The 20907-nt window shown below is 70.2% G+C and carries 19 protein-coding genes and 1 tRNA gene; 9 read left to right on the top strand and 11 right to left on the bottom strand.

Annotated features, from left to right (window positions below; translation table 11 throughout):
* Positions 1–200 precede the first annotated feature (200 nt).
* Positions 201–581 carry a winged helix-turn-helix domain-containing protein gene (locus ACIPYQ_RS33000; protein ID WP_401257775.1) on the bottom strand — a complete coding sequence of 127 codons (381 nt, stop codon included), beginning with the start codon at positions 579–581 and terminating at the stop codon, positions 201–203.
* Positions 578–988 carry a hypothetical protein gene (locus ACIPYQ_RS33005; RefSeq protein ID WP_401257776.1) on the bottom strand — a complete coding sequence of 137 codons (411 nt, stop codon included), beginning with the start codon at positions 986–988 and terminating at the stop codon, positions 578–580. Before ACIPYQ_RS33005 ends, ACIPYQ_RS33000 begins: the two co-directional genes overlap by 4 nt.
* A 209-nt stretch (positions 989–1197) precedes the next feature.
* Here ACIPYQ_RS33005 and ACIPYQ_RS33010 point away from each other — a divergent pair, with 209 nt between their 5' ends.
* The 5 genes from ACIPYQ_RS33010 (at position 1198) to ACIPYQ_RS33030 (ending at position 7971) form a co-directional block, all read left to right on the top strand.
* Entirely contained in the window at positions 1198–1563 is a 366-nt protein-coding gene (locus ACIPYQ_RS33010) for a chorismate mutase (protein WP_234323432.1), read from the top strand.
* Positions 1564–1777: 214 nt separating this feature from the next.
* The gene (gene pepN / locus ACIPYQ_RS33015) at positions 1778–4318 is read left to right on the top strand and encodes an aminopeptidase N (protein WP_401257777.1); all 2541 of its coding nucleotides are present in this window, start codon (positions 1778–1780) and stop codon (positions 4316–4318) included.
* A 211-nt stretch (positions 4319–4529) separates the two neighbouring features.
* Complete coding sequence (locus ACIPYQ_RS33020; RefSeq protein WP_401257778.1) at positions 4530–5930, top strand: pyridoxal phosphate-dependent decarboxylase family protein; 1401 nt, start codon at positions 4530–4532, stop codon at positions 5928–5930.
* On the top strand, positions 5927–7336 hold the full coding sequence (locus tag ACIPYQ_RS33025) for a SidA/IucD/PvdA family monooxygenase (RefSeq protein WP_361762546.1): 1410 nt from the start codon (positions 5927–5929) through the stop codon (positions 7334–7336). Before ACIPYQ_RS33020 ends, ACIPYQ_RS33025 begins: the two co-directional genes overlap by 4 nt.
* A 44-nt stretch (positions 7337–7380) precedes the next feature.
* The gene (locus ACIPYQ_RS33030; RefSeq protein WP_401257779.1) at positions 7381–7971 is read left to right on the top strand and encodes a DUF1963 domain-containing protein; all 591 of its coding nucleotides are present in this window, start codon (positions 7381–7383) and stop codon (positions 7969–7971) included.
* Positions 7972–8061: 90 nt separating this feature from the next.
* Here ACIPYQ_RS33030 and ACIPYQ_RS33035 read toward each other — a convergent pair whose 3' ends face one another.
* Positions 8062–9864, bottom strand: coding sequence for a 5'-nucleotidase C-terminal domain-containing protein (locus ACIPYQ_RS33035; protein WP_361762540.1), 1803 nt, complete (start codon positions 9862–9864; stop codon positions 8062–8064).
* A 128-nt stretch (positions 9865–9992) separates the two neighbouring features.
* On the opposite strand from ACIPYQ_RS33035, the gene ACIPYQ_RS33040 reads away from it, so the two are divergent.
* Positions 9993–10694: an SIMPL domain-containing protein gene (locus tag ACIPYQ_RS33040; RefSeq protein WP_327413409.1), complete on the top strand. Its 702-nt coding sequence runs from the start codon at positions 9993–9995 to the stop codon at positions 10692–10694.
* 147 nt (positions 10695–10841) lie between these two features.
* Positions 10842–12269 (top strand): pyruvate kinase, encoded by a 1428-nt coding sequence (gene pyk, locus ACIPYQ_RS33045; protein WP_401257780.1) that lies wholly within the window; start codon positions 10842–10844, stop codon positions 12267–12269.
* An 80-nt stretch (positions 12270–12349) separates the two neighbouring features.
* Here pyk and ACIPYQ_RS33050 read toward each other — a convergent pair whose 3' ends face one another.
* Complete coding sequence (locus tag ACIPYQ_RS33050; protein ID WP_361762534.1) at positions 12350–12601, bottom strand: EF-hand domain-containing protein; 252 nt, start codon at positions 12599–12601, stop codon at positions 12350–12352.
* A 64-nt stretch (positions 12602–12665) separates the two neighbouring features.
* On the opposite strand from ACIPYQ_RS33050, the gene ACIPYQ_RS33055 reads away from it, so the two are divergent.
* Entirely contained in the window at positions 12666–13121 is a 456-nt protein-coding gene (locus tag ACIPYQ_RS33055; RefSeq protein ID WP_401257781.1) for a MarR family transcriptional regulator, read from the top strand.
* Positions 13122–13135: 14 nt separating this feature from the next.
* Here ACIPYQ_RS33055 and ACIPYQ_RS33060 read toward each other — a convergent pair whose 3' ends face one another.
* Together ACIPYQ_RS33060 and ACIPYQ_RS33065 are read right to left on the bottom strand one after the other, a co-directional pair.
* Complete coding sequence (locus ACIPYQ_RS33060; RefSeq protein WP_401257782.1) at positions 13136–13663, bottom strand: GNAT family N-acetyltransferase; 528 nt, start codon at positions 13661–13663, stop codon at positions 13136–13138.
* A gap of 195 nt (positions 13664–13858) precedes the next feature.
* Positions 13859–13931: transfer RNA gene (locus ACIPYQ_RS33065), tRNA-Leu, on the bottom strand.
* Positions 13932–14030: 99 nt separating this feature from the next.
* On the opposite strand from ACIPYQ_RS33065, the gene ACIPYQ_RS33070 reads away from it, so the two are divergent.
* Positions 14031–14684, top strand: coding sequence for a response regulator (locus ACIPYQ_RS33070; protein ID WP_361762525.1), 654 nt, complete (start codon positions 14031–14033; stop codon positions 14682–14684).
* Between the two features lie 71 nt (positions 14685–14755).
* On the opposite strand, the gene ACIPYQ_RS33075 is transcribed toward ACIPYQ_RS33070, so the two are convergent.
* From ACIPYQ_RS33075 to ACIPYQ_RS33095, 5 genes are all read right to left on the bottom strand, one after another.
* Positions 14756–15472: an ABC transporter ATP-binding protein gene (locus ACIPYQ_RS33075; protein ID WP_361762522.1), complete on the bottom strand. Its 717-nt coding sequence runs from the start codon at positions 15470–15472 to the stop codon at positions 14756–14758.
* Entirely contained in the window at positions 15469–16434 is a 966-nt protein-coding gene (locus ACIPYQ_RS33080) for an ABC transporter ATP-binding protein (RefSeq protein ID WP_401257915.1), read from the bottom strand. Before ACIPYQ_RS33080 ends, ACIPYQ_RS33075 begins: the two co-directional genes overlap by 4 nt.
* Before the next feature lie 5 nt (positions 16435–16439).
* A complete protein-coding gene (locus tag ACIPYQ_RS33085; RefSeq protein WP_361762519.1) occupies positions 16440–18161 on the bottom strand; it encodes an ABC transporter permease subunit in 1722 nt (573 codons plus the stop codon).
* A 5-nt stretch (positions 18162–18166) separates the two neighbouring features.
* Complete coding sequence (locus tag ACIPYQ_RS33090; protein ID WP_319724855.1) at positions 18167–19099, bottom strand: branched-chain amino acid ABC transporter permease; 933 nt, start codon at positions 19097–19099, stop codon at positions 18167–18169.
* A 108-nt stretch (positions 19100–19207) separates the two neighbouring features.
* Positions 19208–20440, bottom strand: a complete 1233-nt coding sequence (locus ACIPYQ_RS33095) for a branched-chain amino acid ABC transporter substrate-binding protein (RefSeq protein WP_401257783.1) — start codon at positions 20438–20440, stop codon at positions 19208–19210.
* Between the last annotated feature and the right edge of the window lie 467 nt (positions 20441–20907).

Below are 20907 nucleotides of genomic sequence, written 5' to 3' on the forward strand. Positions count from 1 at the left end.
CCCCCGACACGTTCGACGCCCGAGGAGACGCCCCGGAACACACCCGGCCCAAGCCGCACCAGCGCAGCTGGCCCGCCCCGGCCCGGCCCGAGCGGCGCAGCCAACCCGTACACCGGCCCCCGCCGACCCCGCCCGAGCGGCGCAGCCAACCGGCCGGCCAGGCCAGCCGCACCGGCGAAGCCCGCCGCCCAGGCCACGGCCTAGCCCAGCGCGATCGCCCGCAGCGCGGCCAGGTGGCGCTCGTACACGGCCCGGCCCTCAGGCGTCAGCGAGAGCCAGGTGCGCGGCCGACGCCCCACGCGGCCCTTGCGGACCGCCACCCAGCCCGCCTCCTCCAGCGCCGCGACCTGCTTGGACAGCGCCGAGTCCGTGACCTCGACCAGGTCCCGTACGAAACCGAACTCCGCCTTGTCCAGCGGAACCAGCGCCGCCACCACCGACAGCCGTACCGGCGCGTTCAGCAGCGGCGCCAGGTCGTGCCGCGGATGGCCGGCCCGCTTCGCCTCCGCCGCCCCGTCCGGACCCGCCGCCCCGTCCGGACCCGCGGCCCCCGCCGCGCCCGTGGTCTCCCCGCCCGTCATGCCGCACGCCGCATCTCGGTCCACGCGCCGAGCGCGAGCGGCAGCGCACACGCCAGCGCGGCCCCCGCCGCGAACGGTACGCTCCGGCCGAACACCGTGGTGCCGAGCAGGACCATCACGGCGAAGACCGCCGCCCACGACCCGACCAGCACCCCGTGCTTCACACCGAAGCCCCGGCGCACGACGCTCTGCCGCGCCGCGTACACGCTGAGCCCGGTCACGAGCAGCACGTTGATCGCCCCCATCACCGCCGCCGCGACCGGACCGCGCCCCAGCACGGCCACCGGTACGAGCAGCAGCTGCCCGGCGGCGAACACCCACAGGTAGCGCGCGTACCAGCCGCTCCGCGCCCGGGCCGCCTTCTCCATACCGGCCGCCCGGCCCAACGCCTCTGTCGCCTCGTGCATGACTCCCCCTCGTCCGAACACTCATCAGTCGATTTCCAATATGGCGATTACTTTCCACATTGGCAAGTACTTGTCGTCAGGGAAGGCAGCTGGCCAAGCGCGACCCGAACCACCCCGGAGGCGCCGCCAGGACCCACCACTGCCCGCCCCCGTCTCACAGGCCGACTGCCCGGAGACTCACCGGCCGCCGCCACGTATTCTCGGGAACCATGAACATCAGCGACCTCGACAACGGCGCGGGCCCGGGCGCGGGCACCGGCAAGGGCGCCGCCGGCGGCATCGACGAGAGCGTCACCGCCGAACTCGCCCGCCTGCGGGACAGCATCGACAACATCGACGCGGCCGTGGTCCACATGCTCGCCGAACGCTTCAAGTGCACCCAGCAGGTCGGCCACCTCAAGGCCCGGCACCAGCTGCCGCCCGCCGACCCGGGCCGCGAGGCCAGCCAGATCGCCCGGCTGCGCCAGCTCGCCGAGAACGCCAAACTCGACCCCGCCTTCGCCGAGAAGCTCCTCAACTTCATCATCGCCGAGGTCATCCGCCACCACGAGACGATCGCCGCGGGCGAGGAGTAGCCGCTCGGAGCAGCGGCCGCGCAGCGGAAGACGGAAGCGGCGGCGGCACACCGCAAGGCAGAAGTGGCGGCCGCGCAACGGAAGACGGCCGCGGCGGCCGCGCACCGCAAGACGAAAGCGGCGGCCCCGCACCGGCAGACGAACGCGGCGGCCCCGCACCGCAAGACGGAAACGGAAGACCGACCTCCGCCCCCCGCTGGGGCAGCATGGCCCCATGTCCGCACTGACGCGCACCGAAGCGCAGCTCCGAGCCCGGCTCCTCGACGTCCACCACTACGCCGTCACCCTCGACCTCACCGGCGACGACGACGAAACCTTCGACTCGACCACCGTCATCCGGTTCACCGCCCGCACCGCCGGAGACACCTTCGTCGAGCTGAAGCCGGTGGAGCTGCGCTCCGTCACCCTCGACGGCCGTCCCCTCGACCCGGCCGCCCTCGAAGACAACCGCCTCCCGCTCACCGGCCTCACCCAGGGCCCCCACGAGCTGCACCTCGACACCCGCATGCGCTACTCCCGCACCGGCGAGGGCCTGCACCGCTTCACCGACCCCGCGGACGGGGAAACGTACGTCTACAGCCAGATGTTCATGGACGACGTCCAGCGCGTCTTCCCGGCCTTCGACCAGCCCGACCTCAAGGCCGTCTTCGAGTTCACCGTCACCGCCCCCGCCCACTGGACCGTCCTCGCCAACGGCATCACCACGCGCACCGGCACCGGCACCCCCACCGGCGACGCCACCGCCACCGCCACCTGGACCTCCGCCCCGACCCCCGTCATCTCCACCTACCTCGCCGCCGTAGCCGCCGGCCCCTGGCACAGCGTGACGACCGAACACGCCGGACTGCCCTTCGGCATCCACTGCCGCCAGTCCCTCGCACCCCACATGGACGCCGACGCCGAGGAGATCCTCTCCGTCACCAAGGACTGCTTCGACCGGTACCAGGAGAAGTTCACCGAGCCCTACCCCTTCGACTCCTACGACCAGGCCTTCGTACCGGAGTTCAACGCCGGCGCCATGGAGAACCCCGGACTCGTCACCTTCCGCGACGAGTTCATCTACCGCTCCGCCGTCACCGACACCGAGCGCCAGTCCCGGGCCATGGTCATCGCCCACGAGATGGCCCACATGTGGTTCGGCGACCTCGTCACCCTCGCCTGGTTCGACGACATCTGGCTCAACGAGTCCTTCGCCGAGTACATGGGCTACCAGACCCTCACCGAAGCCACCCGCTTCACCGACACCTGGACCGACTTCGGCGTCACCCGCAAGCCCTGGGGCTACGACGCCGACCAGCGGCCCTCCACCCACCCCGTCGCCCCCGCCCCCGACGACGTCCCCGACACCGCCTCCGCCCTCCTCAACTTCGACGGCATCTCCTACGCCAAGGGCGCCTCCGCCCTGCGCCAGCTCGTCGCCTGGCTCGGCGAGAAGGACTTCCTGGCCGGCATCAACACCCACTTCGCCCGCCACAAGTTCGCCAACGCCTCCCTCGCCGACTTCATCGACTCCCTCGCCGCCCACACCGAACGCGACGTCCGCGCCTGGGCCGAGATCTGGCTGCGCACCACCGGCATCGACACCCTCACCCCGCGCATCGAGGAAGCCCCCCACGGCGCCGACGAAGCCGCCGGCTGGACCCTCACCGTCGACCGCCACGGCAGCCGCCCGCACCACATCGCCGTCGGCATCTACGACCGCGACCCCGCCGACGGCCGCACCCTGGAGCCCCGCGAACAGCTCACCCTCGACGTCCCCTCCGACGAGGTCGTCTCGGTGACCGGCGCCCGCCCCGCGCTGCTCCTGCTCAACGACGGGGACTTCACCTACGCCAAGGTCCGCCTCGACGAGACCTCCCTCGAAACGGTCCTGCGCGGCCTGTCCGGCATCCCCGACGCCCTCACCCGCGCCGTCGTCTGGAACGCCCTGCGCGACATGGTCCGCGACGGCGAACTGGACCCGCAGGCCTACCTGGCGACCGCCGAAGCGCACCTGCCCGAGGAACGCGACCTGGCCATCGTCCAGGGCGTCCTCTCCTTCGCCCGCACCCACGTCGCGGTGCGCTACGTGGCCCCCGAGGACCGGACCGCCGCCCTGGCCACCCTCACCACCACCGCCCGCGACCTGCTGCGCCGCACCGAGGACGGCTCCGAGCCCGGCATGCGGCTCAGCGCCGTACGCGTCCTCATCGACAGCGCCACCCAGCCCGACACCATCGCCGCCTGGCTCGCCGACGGCACCGTCCCCGGCGGCCCCGCGCTCGACCCCGAGCTGCGCTGGCGCATCCTCGCCCGCCTCGCCGTCCTCGGCGCCGTCGAGGAGGGCGACATCGACGCCGCCCTCGCCGCCGACCCCAGCGCCACCGGCCAGGAAGGCGCCGCCCGCTGCCGCGCCGCACTCCCCACGCCGGAGGCCAAGGCCGCCGCCTGGGAGCGGCTCTTCCACGACGACAGCCTGTCCAACTACCTCTTCAGCGCCACCGCCCAGGGCTTCTGGCAGCCCGAACAGGCCGACCTCGTCGAGGAGTACGTCACCCGCTACTACCCCGAGGCCGTCGCCCTCGGCGCCCGCCGCGGCCCCGCCATCGGCGAAGCCGCCGGCCGCTACGCCTTCCCCGCCTACGCCATCGACGAGGCCAACCTCCAGGCCGGCCACGCCTGCCTCGCCGACCCGGACATCCTCCCGCTCCTGCGCCGCAAACTCGTGGACCAGCTGGACGACCTCGCCCGCGCCCTCCGCGTCCGCACCGCCTGACCACCCCCGCCGCCGGCGGAGCGGGGGTCCGGGGGCGGAGCCACCGGTTCGGGAAGGGGCGGGGTGGGGAAAGGCGCCGCGCAGCGGCCCCCGCCCCGCAGGGGACCGACCGGAAACTCCGGACAAACCCCGGCGGTTACCCCATTCGGGTCTGATCGTTGTACGGGCAGGGTGCCCCGCCCCGCACCCCTCCCAGCCCCGGAGGACCCCGATGACCCCGCCGCCCGGCACAGGCACAGGCCCGCCGCCCCCGCTCGCCGGCGGAGCAGGCGGCCCCACGGCCCTGCGGCCCCTCCTCGACACGGTCCTCGACGCCCTCGCCGACGGAGCCCGGGACCGCGGCGGGCCCCTGCCGGCCGGCGGTCCGGAGGCCCAGGCCGCCCGCGTCCGGGCCGCACTCGGCGACGTACTCCCCGCCCACGGAACCGGCGACCACGAGGCGCTCCGCACCCTCGTCCGCACCCTCGCCGCCGGCGCCGCCGACCCCGCCGACCCCCTCTGCGCCGCCCACCTACACTGCCCCCCGCTCGCCGTCGCGGCCGCCGCCGACCTCGCCGCCAGCGCCCTCAACCCCTCCCTCGACTCCTGGGACCAGGCACCCGCCGCCTCCGCCGTCGAGGCCCTCCTCACCCGCGCCCTCGCCGCCGAGTTCTACGACACCCCCCACGCCGACGCCCTCGTCACCACCGGCGGTACCGAAGCCAACCAGCTCGCCCTGCTCCTCGCCCGCGAACGCCACGGCCCCGCCCTGACCGTCCTCCACGGAGCCAACGCCCACCACTCCGTCCCGCGCGCCGCCTGGCTCCTCGGCCTCCCCCCGGCCACCGAACTCCCCACTCCCGCCGGCGTCCTCGACCCCGCCCGCCTCGCCGAAGCCCTCGCCGCCACCCCCGGCCCCACCCTCGTCACCGCCACCGCCGGCACCACCGACGCCGGACTCGTCGACCCCCTCCACCGCATCGCCGACCTCTGCGACCGGTACGGCGCCGACCTCCACATCGACGCCGCGTACGGCGGCCTCCTCGCCCTCAGCCCCCGCCACCGCGACAAAGTCGCCGGACTCGGCCGCGCCCACTCCCTCACCATCGACCTGCACAAACTCGGCTGGCAGCCCGTCGCCGCAGGACTCCTCGCCGTCCCCGACAGCGCCCTGCTCGCCCCCCTCGCCCACCAGGCCGACTACCTCAACGCCACCGACGACACCGAAGCGGGCCTGCCCGACCTCCTCGGCCGCTCCCTGCGCACCACCCGGCGCCCCGACGCCCTCAAGATCGCCACCACCCTGCGCTCACTGGGCCGCGACGGCCTCGTCCGCCTCATCGACCACACCTGCGCACTCGCCCAGCACCTCGCCGCACTCCTCGACGCCCACCCAGGCTTCGAACTCCACGCGGCCCCCACCATCAGCACCGTCCTCTTCCGGCCCACCCACGCCGACGACGACCAGCTCGCCACCCTGCGCCGCACCCTCCTGCACGAAGGCCGCGCCGTCCTCGGCCGCACCCACGCCGACGGCCGCCTGTGGCTCAAAGCCACCCTGCTGAACCCGCACACCACCGCGGGGGACCTGGACACCCTCATCGCCCTCCTGGAAGGCAGCACCCACCGATGACCGCCCAGCTCGATGCCCCCCACGACCTCGTCGGAATCGGCATCGGCCCCTTCAACCTGTCCCTCGCGGCCCTCGCCCACGGCCTGCCCCGACAAGGCGCGGGCGAACTCGCCACCGTCTTCTACGACCAGCGCCGCGACTTCCGCTGGCACCCGGGACTCCTCATCGAAGGCGCCACCCTCCAAGTCCCCTTCCTCGCCGACCTCGTCACCCTCGCCGACCCCACCAGCCCCTGGAGCTTCCTCAGCTACCTCAGGCACAAGGAACGGCTCTTCCCCTTCTACTTCGCCGAGCAGTTCCACATCCACCGCGCCGAATACGACGCCTACTGCCGCTGGGTCGCCGGCCGCGTCCCCGGCCTCCACTTCGGCCACCAGGTCGACGCCGTCCGCTGGAACCCCGAACGCGACCTCTTCGAAGTCGACTACACCCAACTCGACGCCGACGGCGAAGCCGAAGCCCTCGGCCGCACCTACACCCGCCACCTCGCCCTCGGCATCGGCACCGCCCCCTACATCCCCGAACCCCTGCGCCCCCTCGCCGAAGCCCCCACCGTCCCCGTCATCCACTCCGCCGACTACCTCGACAACCGCCGGCGCATCCTCGGCGCCGACCACGTCACCGTCGTCGGATCGGGCCAGTCCGGCGCCGAGGTCTTCCTCGACCTCCTCCGCGCCCGCCCCGCCGGCCGCGAACGCCTCACCTGGCTCGCCCGGACCCCCTCCTTCGCCCCCATGGAGTACTCGAAGCTAGGCCTCGAACACTTCACCCCCGACTACACCCGCTACTTCCACTCCCTCCCCGAACCCGTACGCAACCAGCTCGTCCCCGCCCAATGGCAGCTCCACAAGGGCATCGACGCCGACACCATCGCCGCCATCCACGCCGAGCTCTACCGCCGCACCCTCCACGGCGGCTGGCCCGACGCCGTCCTCACCCCCGGCGTCAGCGTCCGCACCGCCGGCCGCGTCGCCACCACCAAGGTCGAACTCCACCTCGAACACGTCGAGCAGGGCACCCGCTCCCGCCTCACCACCGACGCCGTCGTCCTCGCCACCGGCTACCAGGAGCGTCCCCTCAGCGGCCTCCTCGCCGGCCTCGACCCCTACCTGCGCAAGGACTCCGCCGGCCGCCCCCGCATCGACGACCGCTACCGGATGATCCTCGACCCCGCCGTCAGTGGCAGCATCTTCGTCCAGAACGGCGAACGCCACACCCACGGCGTCGGAGCCCCCGACCTCGGCCTCGCCGCCTGGCGCAGCGCCGCCATCCTCAACACCCTCACCGGCAAGGACCCCTACCCCCAGCCCGCCCGGACCGCCTTCACCACCTTCGGCCTCGAACAGCGGGAACACACCCGCCCCCGGCCCGCCGGCGACCTGCTCCCGCTGGTCGACCACCCCTGACCCCACCGCCCGGCCCGCCACACCCCTGCGCATACATTCCCGGCATGACGACGCTCCTCCTCGACGGCGGGCCGGTCGCCCCGGACGCCCCGGTCACCCGCACCGGCGGCACACCCCTGGCCCCCGCCGGCACCGCATGGCCGACCTGCGCCTCATGCGCCGCACCCCTGCAGTTCCTCGCCCAGATCCACCTCGGCGACCTCCCCGGCCACACCGCCCCCACCCCCGGCGTACTGGCCCTCTTCATGTGCGCGAACCGCCCCGGGCAGTGCGAGCAATGGAGCCCCACCGCAGGCGGCAACCTCGCCCTGCTGCTTCCCGCCGACCGCCTGGAACCCGTACGGCCCCCCGACGAGGCCGACCAGGACCTCCTCGGACTCGGAGCCGTCCGCGCCGCCGTACCCGCCCCCACGGCACCCGCCACCGCGACGGTCCTGGGCCGGCTCGGCGGCACCCCCGACTGGCTCCAGTACGACGAGACACCCGACTGCCCCACCTGCGCACGGCCGATGGACTTCGCCGCCGAGCTGACGGAAGGCCCCGACCCCGTCACCGCCATGAACTTCGGCTCCGGCCGCGCCTACGTCCACACCTGCACCCCCTGCGGCCGGGCGGCACTCCTCTGGCAGTGCTGACCCCCCCCACCCGACGGCCGCGGCCCACCCCCACGCACAGCGGCCGGGACCCCGCCCCGCCAGGTCCCGGCCGCACCGCCCGCGAACGGACTAGAACACCGGCACGCCGGCCCGCGTCAGCCGCCAGTCCACCGAAGCGAACTGCGCCGGGTCGATCGTCCCCTTCGCCTTCACCCACTGGACGATCGTGTTGCGGATCTCGTCCGAGTTCGACCACAGCTGCTTCGCCTGCGGCACGTGCGGGAAGTTCCCGCCGCCCGAGGCACGGTAGTTGTTCACCGCGAACACGAACTGCGCCGCCGGATCCACCGCCTTCCCCTGGAAGGACAGCCCCGTGATCCGCGAACCCGCCGGCTGCGCGATGTCGATGTCGTACGCCAGCCCGTACACCGCGTCGTAGTTGTAGTCGGGAATGCTCTCCGCGTTCGTCAGCTTCGCCGGATCCACCGCGTCACCCGGCGCCGTCCGCACGAAGTACCGCGCCGAGTACTCCAGGTACTCCTTCAGCTGCGCACCCGTCAGCAGCCGCGCCTCCATCGTGTTCTCGAACGGGTACAGGCCCGCCGCGTCCCGGATCGTCACCTGCCCCGCCGGGATCGCCGCCGTCCGCGAGAAGCACGAAGCCTGCGACAGCACCGGAAGCGCCGCCCACTCCGTACCCGCCAGCGCCGCCTTCACCGTCTCCGCCTGCACGTGGTTGATCAGATCGATGATCGCCACGTCCTTGACCGGCCCCTCCGCCGACGACATCGCCTGCGTGGACGTACCGATCACCTGGTTCACGTACGCCACGACCTTGCGGTGCTCGTCCGACAGCAGCCGCGTGATCTTCGGGTCCTCGGCGACCGCGTTGGAGTTCAGCACCTTCGCCGCGACCTTCGCCACCGACCAGCGGCCCTTCTCCCACACCAGCTCGAAGTCGAACAGCGTCAGCCGCTGCCCCCACTTCAGCGGCTCCGACAGCACCACGTCCTTGCCGGTCGCCCTGTTCTTCACCCGGTACTCGGGAATCTCAGTGTGCGCGTGCCCCACCAGGATCGCGTCGATCCCCGGCACCTGCTCCGCCACCAGCCCGGCCGCGTTCTCGATGTGGGGCAGCTGGTCCCCGTACGAGGACGTCCCGCTCGACCCCGAGTGCGCCGACACGATCACCACGTCGGCGCCCATCGAACGGAGCTTCGGCACGTACTTCGCCGCCTGCTCCTCCAGCCCCGGGAACGTCATCTTCCCCTGCACATTGGCCTTGTCCCAGATCGCGATCCCCGGGTTCGTCAGCCCCAGCACCGCCACCTTCACGTCCCGCCCGCAGGGCGTCCGCAGCCGGTGCATGCTGTACGGCGGGAACGCCGGCCGCAGCGTCTTCGCATCCAGCGCGTTCGCCCCCAGCAGCGGGAAGTCGCACTGCTCCTCGAACTTGCGCAGCACCGGTATCCCGTAGTTGAACTCGTGGTTCCCCAGCGCCGCCGCGTCGTACCCGATCGCGTTCATCGCCTGCGCCATCGGGTGCACCGGACCGCGCCGGGCCGTGATCGGGTCCACCTTGGCGTAGTAGTAGGACAACTGCGTGCCCTGGATCGTGTCACCGGCATCGATCAGCAGCGTGTTGCGCCGCCCCTTCTCCGCCCGCACCTGGTTCACCAGCGTGGAGATCTTCGCCAGGCCGACGTCGTTGTGCGCCTTGTCGTCGAACTCCTTGTCCGTGAAGTAGTCCCAGTTGAAGACGTTCCCGTGCAAGTCGGTCGTGCCCATCACCGTGAACGCGTACGTCCGCGGCGCCCGGCCCTTCACCTCCTGCTGCTGTGCGGCGGCCGGGGTGCTCGTGGCCCCCGCCAACGCAACGGCCGCACCTGTCGCGGCCGTGGTCCCCAGAAAAGTCCTGCGGTCGAACGCCATGCCATCTCCCCTTTTGAGGCCTGAACAACGCGCGTAGATTCTGACCCACTGGTAACAAGCAGCAACACCCCCGTCAGGTTTCGATCCGATGACCACACCCGTACGAGCGACAGTGCGAGAGTGAATCCATGACCCAGGACGCATCGCACCAGCCCTACGGCACCCCCGAAGTACCCCGCGTCGCAGTCCGCGGCGAAGCCCGCATCGAAGTCGACCCCGAGATCGCCCGCATCGGCATCACCGTCAGCGCCCGCGGCACCGACCGGCGCACCGCCCTCGAAGACCTCACCCGGCGCAACAACACGGTCCTCGACCTCATCAAGAGCTACGGCGACCCCGTCGAAAAACTCGAAACCGGATCCTTCTCCATCACCCCCGAACTCACCCGCCACGGCCGCGCCGAACGCATCCGCGCCTACCACGGCCGCGTGCACATCACCGCCGAACTCAGCGACTTCACCACCCTCGGCGAACTCACCACCCGTCTCGCCGACCTCGAACTCACCCAGGTCGACGGCCCCTGGTGGGCCCTGCGCCCCACCTCGCCCGCCCACGGCCAGGCCCGCCGCCAAGCCGTACTCGAAGCCGTCCAGCGCGCCCGCGAATACGCCGAAGCCCTCGGCGCCCGCCTCGCCGCCCTCGTCGAACTCGCCGACCTCGGCGCCGAGAACGCCAACCCGTTCCCCGCCGCCCCCGGCGCCGGAATGCGCACCATGGCCTTCAGCGCCGCCGAGGACGCCGGCCCCCCGCCGCTCGACCTCGAACCGCAGCGCCAGACCGTCTACGCCCAGGTGAACGCCCGGTTCACGATGACCCCTCCGCAGCTCTGAAAAAACGACGAAATCGGCGCCCCGGGGGTGCTCATCAGAGCACCCCCATGCACATTCAACAGTTGTCAACAACCTTTTGCTCAAAGGTTGTTGAGTGGACACCCGGAAGCGATTACCTACTCTCTGGTAGGGGAATACGCTCGCCTCATGCGCCGAGCGAAAATCGTATGTACCCTGGGCCCCGCCACCGACTCATACGACCAGATCAAAGCCCTGGTCGAGGCCGGAATGGACATCGCCCGCCTCAACCTCAGCCACGGCACCTACGCCGAACACGAGGAGCGCTACGAGCGCGTACGCAAGGCCTCCGACGAGACCGGCCGCAGCGTCGGTATCCTCGCCGACCTTCAAGGCCCGAAGATCCGTCTCGGCCGCTTCCACGAAGGACCCGTACTCCTTGAACGCGGCGACGAGTTCACCATCACCGTCGAAGACCACGAAGGCGACCGCCACACCTGCGGCACCACCTACAAGGGACTCGCCACCGACGTCACCACCGGCGAACGCATCCTCGTCGACGACGGCCGCGTCACCCTCGAAGTCACCGCCGTCGACGGCCCCCGCGTCCACACCCGCGTCGTCGAAGGAGGCATGGTCTCCGACCACAAGGGCCTCAACCTCCCCGGCGTGGCCGTCTCCGTCCCCGCCCTCTCCGAGAAGGACATCGAAGACCTCCGCTGGGCCCTGCGCATCGGCGCCGACGTCATCGCCCTCTCCTTCGTCCGCAGCGGCCGCGACATCGAAGACGTCCACCGCATCATGGACGAGGAAGACCGCCGCCTCCCCGTCATCGCCAAGATCGAAAAGCCCCAGGCCGTCGAGAACATCGACGACATCGTCGCCGCCTTCGACGGCATCATGGTCGCCCGCGGCGACCTCGGCGTCGAAATGCCCCTGGAACAGGTCCCGATCGTCCAGAAGCGGGCCGTCAAGCTCGCCAAGCGCAACGCCAAGCCCGTCATCGTCGCGACCCAGATGCTCGACTCGATGATCGAGAACTCCCGGCCCACCCGCGCCGAGGCCTCCGACGTCGCCAACGCCGTCATCGACGGCACCGACGCCGTCATGCTGTCCGGCGAGACCAGCGTCGGAAAGTACCCCGTCGAAACCGTGCGGACCATGTCCCGCATCGTCGAAGCCGCCGAAGAGGACATCCTCGCCAAGGGGTTGCCGCCCCTGACCGACCGCAACAAGCCCCGCACCCAGGGCGGAGCCGTCGCCCGCGCGGCCGCGGAAATGGGCGACTTCCTCGACGCCAAGTTCCTCGTCGCCTTCACCCAGAGCGGGGACACCGTCCGCCGGCTCTCCCGCTACCGCTCACCCATCCCGCTCCTCGCCTTCACCCCCGACCCCGCCACCCGCTCCCAGCTCAACCTCACCTGGGGCGTGGAAACCTTCCTCGGCCCCCACGTCGACTCCACCGACGCCATGGTCGCCCAGGTCGAGGAAGAACTCCTGCGGATCGGCCGCTGCGTACCCGGCGACACCGTCGTCATCACCGCCGGCTCACCCCCCGGCGTCACCGGATCCACCAACCTCGTCCGCGTCCACCACATCGGCGACGCGGTCCGCTGAACCCGCCCGCCGCGGCAGCCGCGGCCACGCACCGCGTCGGGCAGTTCCCACCGGCCCGACGCGGTCACCCGCAGCCGGCCCTACCAGCCGAAGCGCCGGTCCACCACAGCCGCGAACTCCTCGAACGTCAGCACCGCGTCCCCGTTCGCATCAGCCGCATCGAACAGCGCCGACGACGCGTCGGCGTCCCCGAGGCCCCAGAACGGCAGATCCCCACGCGCGGCCAGCGTCGGACCCTTCGACCGCAGAGCCGAGATCACCTCCACCCGGGTCAGCTCACCGTCCTCGTTCAGATCGAGCGCGTCGAACAGCTTCCGGGCCTTCTCACTCATCACAGGATCCCCACTTCGTCGTCGACCTTGACCTCAACCTAACCTGAGCTCATACGGTCATCACATGACGATCAAGGAATACCCCCAGGAGCGGCTCGCCGCCCAGCCCATCGGCTACTGGACCCGCGCGGCGGCCGATCTGGTCATCGGCGGCCTCCGCGCCGCCCTCGCCGAGGAGCACCTCACCCAGCCCCACTGGTGGACCCTCAACCACGTGGCCGGCACCCCCGGTGCATGGACCCGCGCCGCCCTCACCGCGAAGCTGACCCCCTTCGACGACCAGAACACCGACTTCGAAGCCGTTTACGCCGACCTCGCCGCCCGTGGCTGGATCACCGAGACCGGCGACCGCCTCACCCTCACCGAAGCCGGCGAAGCGGGCCGCCTGCGCGCGCACGACCGCAACGCCAAGGTCCACGCCCGCATGCGCGAGGGCATCGACGACGCCACGTACGCAGCCACCATCAACACCCTCCGCCTCCTGGTAGCCAACCTCGGCGGCAACGCCGACCTCCCCTAGACCGGGCCGGCTCGTCAGCCGACCCGCCGGGCCAGCACCTGGCCCGGCCAGTCCCCGTCCAGGAAACGCTCGGTGGGCGCGAAGCCGTTCCGCTCGTAGAACGCGACCAGGGCGCCCCCGCCGCCCGCCCAGCAGTCCACCCGCAGCAACGCCACGCCCGCCCGCCGGGTCTCCTCGGCCGCATGGCCCAGCAGCGCCGCCCCGATCCCCAGCCCCGCGTACCGCCGGTCGGAGACCAGCAGCCGCACGTACCGCTCGGGCTCGCCGGCCGGCCCGATCGGCATCTGCGGACTCGGCCCGGAGTCCAGCACCAGGGCCCCGACCGGCACCCCGTCCAACTCCGCGACGTAGGGCACGTTCTCGGTCGTGTACCGCTCCACCCGCTCCACCCCGCCGGGCCGCTGCGAGTACGGGACCGTGCCCCACTGCCCGGTATTGCCCCGCGCGTTCATCCAGGCCACCGCGGAATCGAGCATCGCGAGTATGCCCACGGCGTCCTCGGGACCGCCGGGCCTGATCCGTATGCGTGTGCTGTCGTTCATGGCGGCAGCCTAGGCAGAACTCGGTGGTCACACCTCGGCGTAAAAGCGGGACGGCTTCTTCGCGTATCGAGGGATTGTGCTCCACGTCCGGAGCTTCGCCGCTCTTCGTCCGGTTGGCCGCAATTCGAAGTTTCGTTCACCGTGACGAGTGAAGATCGCTAAATTCGCTTGGCGACCTTGAAATTGAAGGAGAAGTACCCCGGGTCGGATTCGAACCGACGCTGAATGGGTTTTGAATCCATCGCCTCTACCGCTGGGCTACCGGGGCCCCTTCGAAACGAAGGATACCGAAGACCCTCCGTGTCACAAACATACAGGAGCTAGGTAGGCTCGGGGGAGCTGAATCGCCTTGCAACAAGGAGCCCCCGTGACCGCCGAGCACGAGTCGACGCCCACGCCCGACGCCGACCAGTCGCACGTTCCGCCGCTGACGACCCGCGTCGTCATCGCCGAGGACGAGGCGCTCATCCGCCTGGACCTGAAAGAGATGCTGGAGGAGGAGGGGTACTCCGTCGTCGGCGAGGCCGGGGACGGGCAGACGGCCGTCGAGCTCGCGCGCGAGCACCGGCCCGACCTCGTCATCCTCGACGTGAAGATGCCCGTCCTGGACGGGATCTCCGCCGCCGAGAAGATCGCGGAGGAGTCCATCGCCCCCGTGCTCATGCTCACCGCGTTCTCGCAGCGCGACCTCGTCGAGCGGGCCCGGGACGCCGGGGCCATGGCGTACCTCGTGAAGCCGTTCAGCAAGAGCGACGTGGTGCCGGCCATCGAGATGGCCGTCTCGCGCTTCGCGGAGCTGCGCGCGCTGGAGAAGGAGGTCGCGGACCTCTCCCAGCGGCTGGAGACCCGCAAGCTGGTGGACCGGGCGAAGAGCATCCTGCAGACGCAGTACGGGCTCACCGAGCCGGCCGCCTTCCGCTGGATCCAGAAGTCGTCCATGGACCGCCGGATGTCCATGCAGCAGGTCGCCGAGGTCGTCATCGAGGACGCCGAGGCGAAGAAGAAGGAGAGCGGGAAGTAGTTCCCGTCCCGGAACAGGCGTGAGGCCCGCCTCCCCCCGAGGGGAGGCGGGCCTCACGCGTACTGGGTGGCTCAGTCCTCGCCGAGGTAGGCCTTGCGGACGTCCTCGTTGTGGAGGAGGTCCCGGCCGGTGCCGGAGAGAACGACCTTGCCGATCTCCATGACGTGCGCCTGGTCGGCGAGCGAGAGCGCCGCCTGGGCGTTCTGCTCGACCAGCAGGATCGTCATGCCCGCGGCCTTGAGCTCCTTGATGGTCGACATGATCTTCTGCATCATCAGCGGGGAGAGGCCCATGGAGGGCTCGTCCAGCATGAGCAGCTTGGGCTGCGACATGAGCGCGCGGCCCATGGCGAGCATCTGCTGCTCACCGCCCGAGAGGGTGCCGGCGGCCTGCTTGCGGCGTTCGCCCAGGATGGGGAACATCTCGTAGGCGCGCTGGATGTCCTTCTCGATGCCCTCCTTGTCGGTGCGCAGGAACGCGCCGAGCTGGAGGTTCTCGGCGATCGTCAGCCGGGGGAAGATGTGCCGTCCCTCGGGGGAGTGGGCCAGGCCCAGGGAGACGATCTTGTGGGCGGGGACGGAGGCCAGGGGCTTGCCGTCGAAGGTGATGCTGCCGCTCTTGGGCTTGATGAGCCCGGAGAGGGTGCGCAGGGTGGTCGTCTTGCCGGCGCCGTTGGTGCCGACGAGGCAGACGATCTCGCCTTCGTTGACCTCGAAGGAGATTCCCTTGACGGCTTCGATCTTGCCGTAGGCGACCTTGAGGTCCTCGACCTTGAGCAGTGCGGTCACTTGGCCTCTCCTTCCGTGCTGGTGGTGCTGGTGGTGCTGGTGGTGCTGTCCGCGTCGGCGTCCGCCGGAGCGTCGGCGTCCGCCTCGGCTTCGGCCTCCGCCTCGTCGGACGGGGCGGCCGCTGCGGCTTCCGCCGCCACGACCTCGGCGTCCTCGGCCGCGCCCGGGTCGCCCTCGAAGGGCTCGCCCAGGTAGGCGGCGATGACGCGCTCGTCGCCCTGGACCTCGGCCGCGGTGCCCTCGATGAGCTTCTCGCCCTGGACGAGGCAGGCGACGCGGTCGCAGAGGTTGAAGATGAAGCGCATGTCGTGCTCGATGACGAGGACGGCGATGCCCATGTCGCGGATGGCGAAGATGAGTTCTTCGGCAGCGCGGGTTTCCTGCGGGTTCATGCCGGCGGTGGGCTCGTCCAGGAGGATGAGGCCGGGGTCGCTGGCGAGGGCGCGGGCGATCTCCAGCTTGCGCTGCTCGCCGTAGGGGAGGTTCTTGGCCAGGTGCTGGGCCTTGTTCTCCAGCCCGATGAACTCCAGGAGTTCCATGGCGCGCGCCTCGCTGGCGGCTTCGGCCTTCTTGAAGCCGGGGCCGCGCAGCAGGGCGGACCAGAGGCCTTCCTTCGTGCGGGTGTGGCGTCCGACGAGGACGTTCTCCAGCACGGTCATGTTGTGGAAGAGCCGGATGTTCTGGAAGGTGCGGGCGATGCCGGCCTCGGTGACCTTGTGGGGCTTGGGAGGCAGGACCGTGCCCTTGTAGCTGACGGATCCCTCGGTGGGGACGTACAGCCCGGTGAGGCAGTTGAAGAAGGTCGTCTTGCCGGCGCCGTTGGGGCCGATGAGTCCGACGATCTCGCCCGAGTTGACCTGGAGGTCGACGCCCTTGACGGCGGTGAGGCCGCCGAAGCGCATGGTGACGCCCTTGGCTTCGAGAACCGTGGTCTTGGTGGTGGTGTCCGTGGTGGTCGTCATGTTGTTCACGCCCCCGCCTTGGCGGTGGCCAGGTCCTTGGGGGCCTGGTCAGCGGTGTCGTCGTGGAACTCGAGCTGCGCGCGCTTGTTGGCGATGAGGCCTTCGGGGCGGAAGCGCATGAGCAGGATGAGGGCGATGCCGAAGGCGAGGAGCTGGTAGTCCTGGAGGAAGGCCAGCTTCGCCGGGATCAGGAAGAGCAGTGCGGCGCCGAGGATGGGGCCGCGGATGGTGCCCATGCCGCCGAGGATGACGGCCGCGAGGAGGAACGCGGAGTTCGGCGGGACGGGCCCGGCGAAGACGTAGTTCTCGGGGACGACCGTGCTGTTGACGTGTGCCTGGACGGTGCCGGCGAGGCCGGCGAGGGTGGCGCCGAGGGCGAAGGCGATGAGCTTGACCTTGAAGCCGTTGATGCCCATGGCTTCGGCGGCGGTCTCGTCCTCGCGGATGGCGACCCAGGCGCGGCCGATGCGGCTGCTGCCGGCACGGGCGAAGACCACGACGACCAGGGCCATGACGAGCAGCATCAGGAAGTAGTAGTTGGCGTAGGCACCGAGGGTGATGCCGCCGACTACGTGGGACTCCCCGAAGTTCCACCCGAAGAGTTCGAGGTGGGGGATGTTGGGGATGCCGTTCGGACCGTTGGTGATGTCCGGGCCGGAGGTGCCGTCGAGGTTGCCCATGGCGATGCGGAAGATTTCTCCGAAGCCGAGGGTGACGATGGCGAGGTAGTCGCCGCGCAGGCGCAGGGTCGGTGCGCCGATGACCACGCCGAAGATGAGCGAGGCGAGGGCGCCGACGATGACCGCTGCCCAGAAGGGCAGGTGGATGCCGAAGGCGGAGGCGGTGCTGCCGGAGACCAGGGCCGCGGCGTAGGCGCCGACGCCGAGGAAGGCGACGTAGCCGAGGTCGAGGAGGCCGGCGAGGCCGACGACGACGTTGAGGCCGAGGGCGACGGTCGCGAAGATCAGGATGTTGACCGCGATGAGCGTGTAGGTGTCGCCGCTCTGCTGGATGAACGGGAAGGCGATCGCCGCGGCCGCGGACCCGATGAGGGTGACCTGGCGGTGCTTGGCGGTGATGCCGCCGAGACGGGCGAAGAGGCCGGCCTTGTTCAGCGCGAGGGCGACGAAGCCGACGGTGATCAGGTAGGCGACGAAGAGCTGCGGTTCCTTGTCATCGGTGTCGATGCCGAAGGTGATGACGAAGAGGCCGATGGCGAAGACGCCGGTGATGATGAGGATTTCGGCCCAGGAGGGCAGCTGCTTGGCGGGGGCCGCCTTGCGGGTGTCGTCCGGGAGCTTGTACGCGGCGAGGGCCGGGACGAGCGAGCCGACGAGGGCGACGTACGCGCCGGGTTCGAGGTTGATCACGCCGCCGAGGACGACGGTGATGGAGATGACCGTGAACCAGGTGGCGGCGAGGTTGCCGAGGGCCAGGAACCAGACGGCCTTGCGGGTGCCGGTGGGGGCGAGCCAGCCGAGGCCCTTGACGCCGAGCGCGGAGAGCGCGTAGGCGAGGGTGAGGGCGGCTCCGGCGAGGGTGACGAACTGGAGGCCGGCGGGGCTTCCGTAGTAGGTCAGGTCGCCGGGGAACTCGGCGGTCCACGTCCACGCGAGGAACGCGCTGACGATGGTGAGGAGGCTGCCGCCGATGACCGCGTACAGGAGCGTGGTGGGCGCGGGGCCCTGCTTCACCGTGTCGGTCTGCGGGGTGGTGTTGGTGGTCATGGTTCTCACGCCCGATCCGCGACGCGCTCACCGAGCAGGCCTTGTGGCCGCACGAGGAGGACGACGATGAGGAGTACGAAGGCCCAGACGTTGGACCAGGCGCCACCGCCGAGCTGCGACATGCCGGGGATCTCTTCGATGTAGGCGATCGAGAGGGCTTCGGCGAGTCCGAGGACGACGCCGCCGACCATGGCTCCGTAGATGTTGCCGATGCCGCCGAGGACGGCCGCGGTGAAGGCCTTGAGGCCGAGGATGAAGCCCATCTCGAAGTTGATCTGGCCCTTGTCGAGGCCGTAGGCGACGGCGGCGACGGCGGCGAACGCTGCACCGATGGCGAAGGCCATGACGATGATGCGGTCGGTGTTGATGCCCATCAGCTTCGCGGTGTCCGGGTCCTGCGCGGTGGCCTGCATGGCGCGGCCGCTGCGGCTCTTCTGGACGAAGATGCCGAGGGCGAGCATGCAGAGCGGGGCGAGGATGAGGACGAAGAGGTCCGCGCGCTGGATCGCCAGGCTGTCGGTGATCTTGAAGGCCGCGCCCTTGAACTCAGGGAAGCTGACCGCCTTCTTGGCGTCCGGGTAGAACTGCCAGACGAGCTGCTGGAGCGCGATCGAGAGGCCGATTGCGGTGATGAGGGGTGCGAGCCGGGGCGCGCTGCGCAGTGGGCGGTAGGCGAAGCGTTCGGCTGCGCAGGCCACGGCGACGGAGGTGGCAGCACCTCCGACGATCATGACGGGTATCGCGATCAGCAGGGAGGTGCCGGTCGGGAGGATGGCGTAGGCGCTGAGCGCGCCGAAGCCGCCGATCATGAAGATCTCGCCGTGGGCGAAGTTGATGAGCTGGACGATGCCGTAGACCATGGTGTACCCGATGGCGATGAGACCATAGAGAGCACCGAGGGCCAGGCCGTTGGCCAGCTGTTGCGGCAGTTCGTGCACCGCAGGGCCTCCGATGAGCGTGTCGGATAAGACTCCGCGCGAGGGCGCTGTTTGCGCCCTCGCGCGGCGTTGGTTCAGGTGGAGCGGGTGGTGCTGGGGACTAGGGGCTTACTGGTTGAAGGTGTCGCTCTTGACGTCGACCCACTTGCCGCCCTCGACCTTGTAGACCGTGAGCTGCTTGTTGGTGGTGTCGCCGTACTCGTCGAAGGCGACCTTGCCGGTCACGCCCTCGAAGGAGACCTTGCCGAGCGCCTCGACGACCTTGGCGCGGGCGTCGGTGGGCAGCTTGCCGCTGTTGGCGGCGACGGCGGCCTTGACGGCCTGGATGACGGCCCAGCCGGCGTCGTAGGAGTAGCCACCGTAGGCGGCGTACGGGTCCTTGTAACCCTCGGCCTTGTAGTCCTCGATGAACTTCTTGGCGGTGGGGAGCTTCTCGACCGGGTAGCCGATGGAGGTGGCGAGGTCGCCCTCGTTGGCCTCACCGGAGGCGCTGATGAAGGCCGGGTCCTGGATGCCGTCGCCGCCCATGAGGGGGACGTTGGCGCCGGCCTTCTTGATCTGGTCGGCGAGCAGGCCGCCCTCGGGGTACTGGCCGCCGAAGTAGACGGAGTCGGCGCCGGTGGACTTGACCTTGTCGGCGGTGGAGGAGAAGTCGGTCTCCTTCACGGTGACGTGGTCGGTGCCGACGACCTCGCCGCCGAGCTTCTTGAACTCCTCGGCGAAGATCGCGGCGAGGCCGGCGCCGTAGGTCTGCTTGTCGTCGACGATGAAGACCTTCTTCTTGCCGGCGTCATTGAAGAGGTACTGGGCGGCGAACTTGCCCTGGACCACGTCGGTGGCGGCGGTGCGGAAGTAGGTCTTGAAGCCGCGCTTGAACTCGCCCTTGCCCCAGTTGTCGCCCTGGCTGAGCGCGGGGTTGGTGTTGGCGGGGGAGACCTGCGCCAGGTTGGCGGAGTTGAAGACGCCCTGCATCTGCTGGGCGACGCCGGAGTTCAGCGGGCCGACGACGCCGAGGACGTCCTTGTTGCCGACGAGCTTGGTGGCGTTGGCCTGACCGGAGGCGGGGACCGCCTGGTCGTCGAGGGCCTCGACCTTGAACTCGATCCCGGGGACCTCGTTGTTCTTGTTGGCCGTCTTGGCCGCGAGGTCGACGGAGTTCTTGATGCCCTGGCCGAGCGCGGAGAGCGAGCCGGTGAGCGGGGCATCCACGCCGATGACCACGACGGTCTTCTTGCCGCCGCCGTTGTCCTTGGAGTCTCCGTCGCGCGATCCGCAAGCGGTGAGGGTCAGTGCTCCCGTGGTGATCACGGTGGTGAGGACGAGCAAAGAACGGTGTCGCACGATTCTTCCTTTCCCTGGCGCGGCTCTCTCTTGGAGAGGTGCCGTTAGGTCGCCGGGCCGCACTGGGAGGTCCACGGCCGTGCTGATTCGCGCTCTGTGGCGCGGTGACTGGCCGTGACTCTAGGCCCGAGGTGACGAGCACCGGGAGGCGGGAAAGGAGGATGTGACGCTCTTGTTATGCCAAGGCCAAGAATGTGTGGCGAGAGTGTGGACAGAACGGACATTTCGTGACGGTGAATAGTGTCCGCATCCTGAGAATTACCTGTTCCCCTAAGGGGCTTGAGGCCTCCATGCACCTGTCTTAGATCAAATTCAGCCGAATGTGGCGGTGCGTGTCTGAAAGAATCCTCCGAGTGGCGATTCTCGGAGGAAAAGACGGATTGCGTACGGCATGTGAATTACTCAGAGTAATGAAATGCCCGACGCACCCCCGCCGGATGGATCTTGTCCGGGTCGGCTGCATGGCC

This window comes from Streptomyces sp. NPDC090045 (genome assembly GCF_044747975.1).
Classification (GTDB): Bacteria; Actinomycetota; Actinomycetes; order Streptomycetales; family Streptomycetaceae; genus Streptomyces.

Coding starts and splice junctions, on each gene's coding strand:
- ACIPYQ_RS33000 (WP_401257775.1), bottom strand. CDS start 581: ATGACGGGCGGGGAGACCACGGGCGCGGCGGGGGCCGCGGGTCCGGAC.
- ACIPYQ_RS33005 (WP_401257776.1), bottom strand. CDS start 988: ATGCACGAGGCGACAGAGGCGTTGGGCCGGGCGGCCGGTATGGAGAAG.
- ACIPYQ_RS33010 (WP_234323432.1), top strand. CDS start 1,198: ATGAACATCAGCGACCTCGACAACGGCGCGGGCCCGGGCGCGGGCACC.
- pepN (WP_401257777.1), top strand. CDS start 1,778: ATGTCCGCACTGACGCGCACCGAAGCGCAGCTCCGAGCCCGGCTCCTC.
- ACIPYQ_RS33020 (WP_401257778.1), top strand. CDS start 4,530: ATGACCCCGCCGCCCGGCACAGGCACAGGCCCGCCGCCCCCGCTCGCC.
- ACIPYQ_RS33025 (WP_361762546.1), top strand. CDS start 5,927: ATGACCGCCCAGCTCGATGCCCCCCACGACCTCGTCGGAATCGGCATC.
- ACIPYQ_RS33030 (WP_401257779.1), top strand. CDS start 7,381: ATGACGACGCTCCTCCTCGACGGCGGGCCGGTCGCCCCGGACGCCCCG.
- ACIPYQ_RS33035 (WP_361762540.1), bottom strand. CDS start 9,864: ATGGCGTTCGACCGCAGGACTTTTCTGGGGACCACGGCCGCGACAGGT.
- ACIPYQ_RS33040 (WP_327413409.1), top strand. CDS start 9,993: ATGACCCAGGACGCATCGCACCAGCCCTACGGCACCCCCGAAGTACCC.
- pyk (WP_401257780.1), top strand. CDS start 10,842: ATGCGCCGAGCGAAAATCGTATGTACCCTGGGCCCCGCCACCGACTCA.
- ACIPYQ_RS33050 (WP_361762534.1), bottom strand. CDS start 12,601: ATGAGTGAGAAGGCCCGGAAGCTGTTCGACGCGCTCGATCTGAACGAG.
- ACIPYQ_RS33055 (WP_401257781.1), top strand. CDS start 12,666: ATGACGATCAAGGAATACCCCCAGGAGCGGCTCGCCGCCCAGCCCATC.
- ACIPYQ_RS33060 (WP_401257782.1), bottom strand. CDS start 13,663: ATGAACGACAGCACACGCATACGGATCAGGCCCGGCGGTCCCGAGGAC.
- ACIPYQ_RS33080 (WP_401257915.1), bottom strand. CDS start 16,434: ATGACGACCACCACGGACACCACCACCAAGACCACGGTTCTCGAAGCC.
- ACIPYQ_RS33085 (WP_361762519.1), bottom strand. CDS start 18,161: ATGACCACCAACACCACCCCGCAGACCGACACGGTGAAGCAGGGCCCC.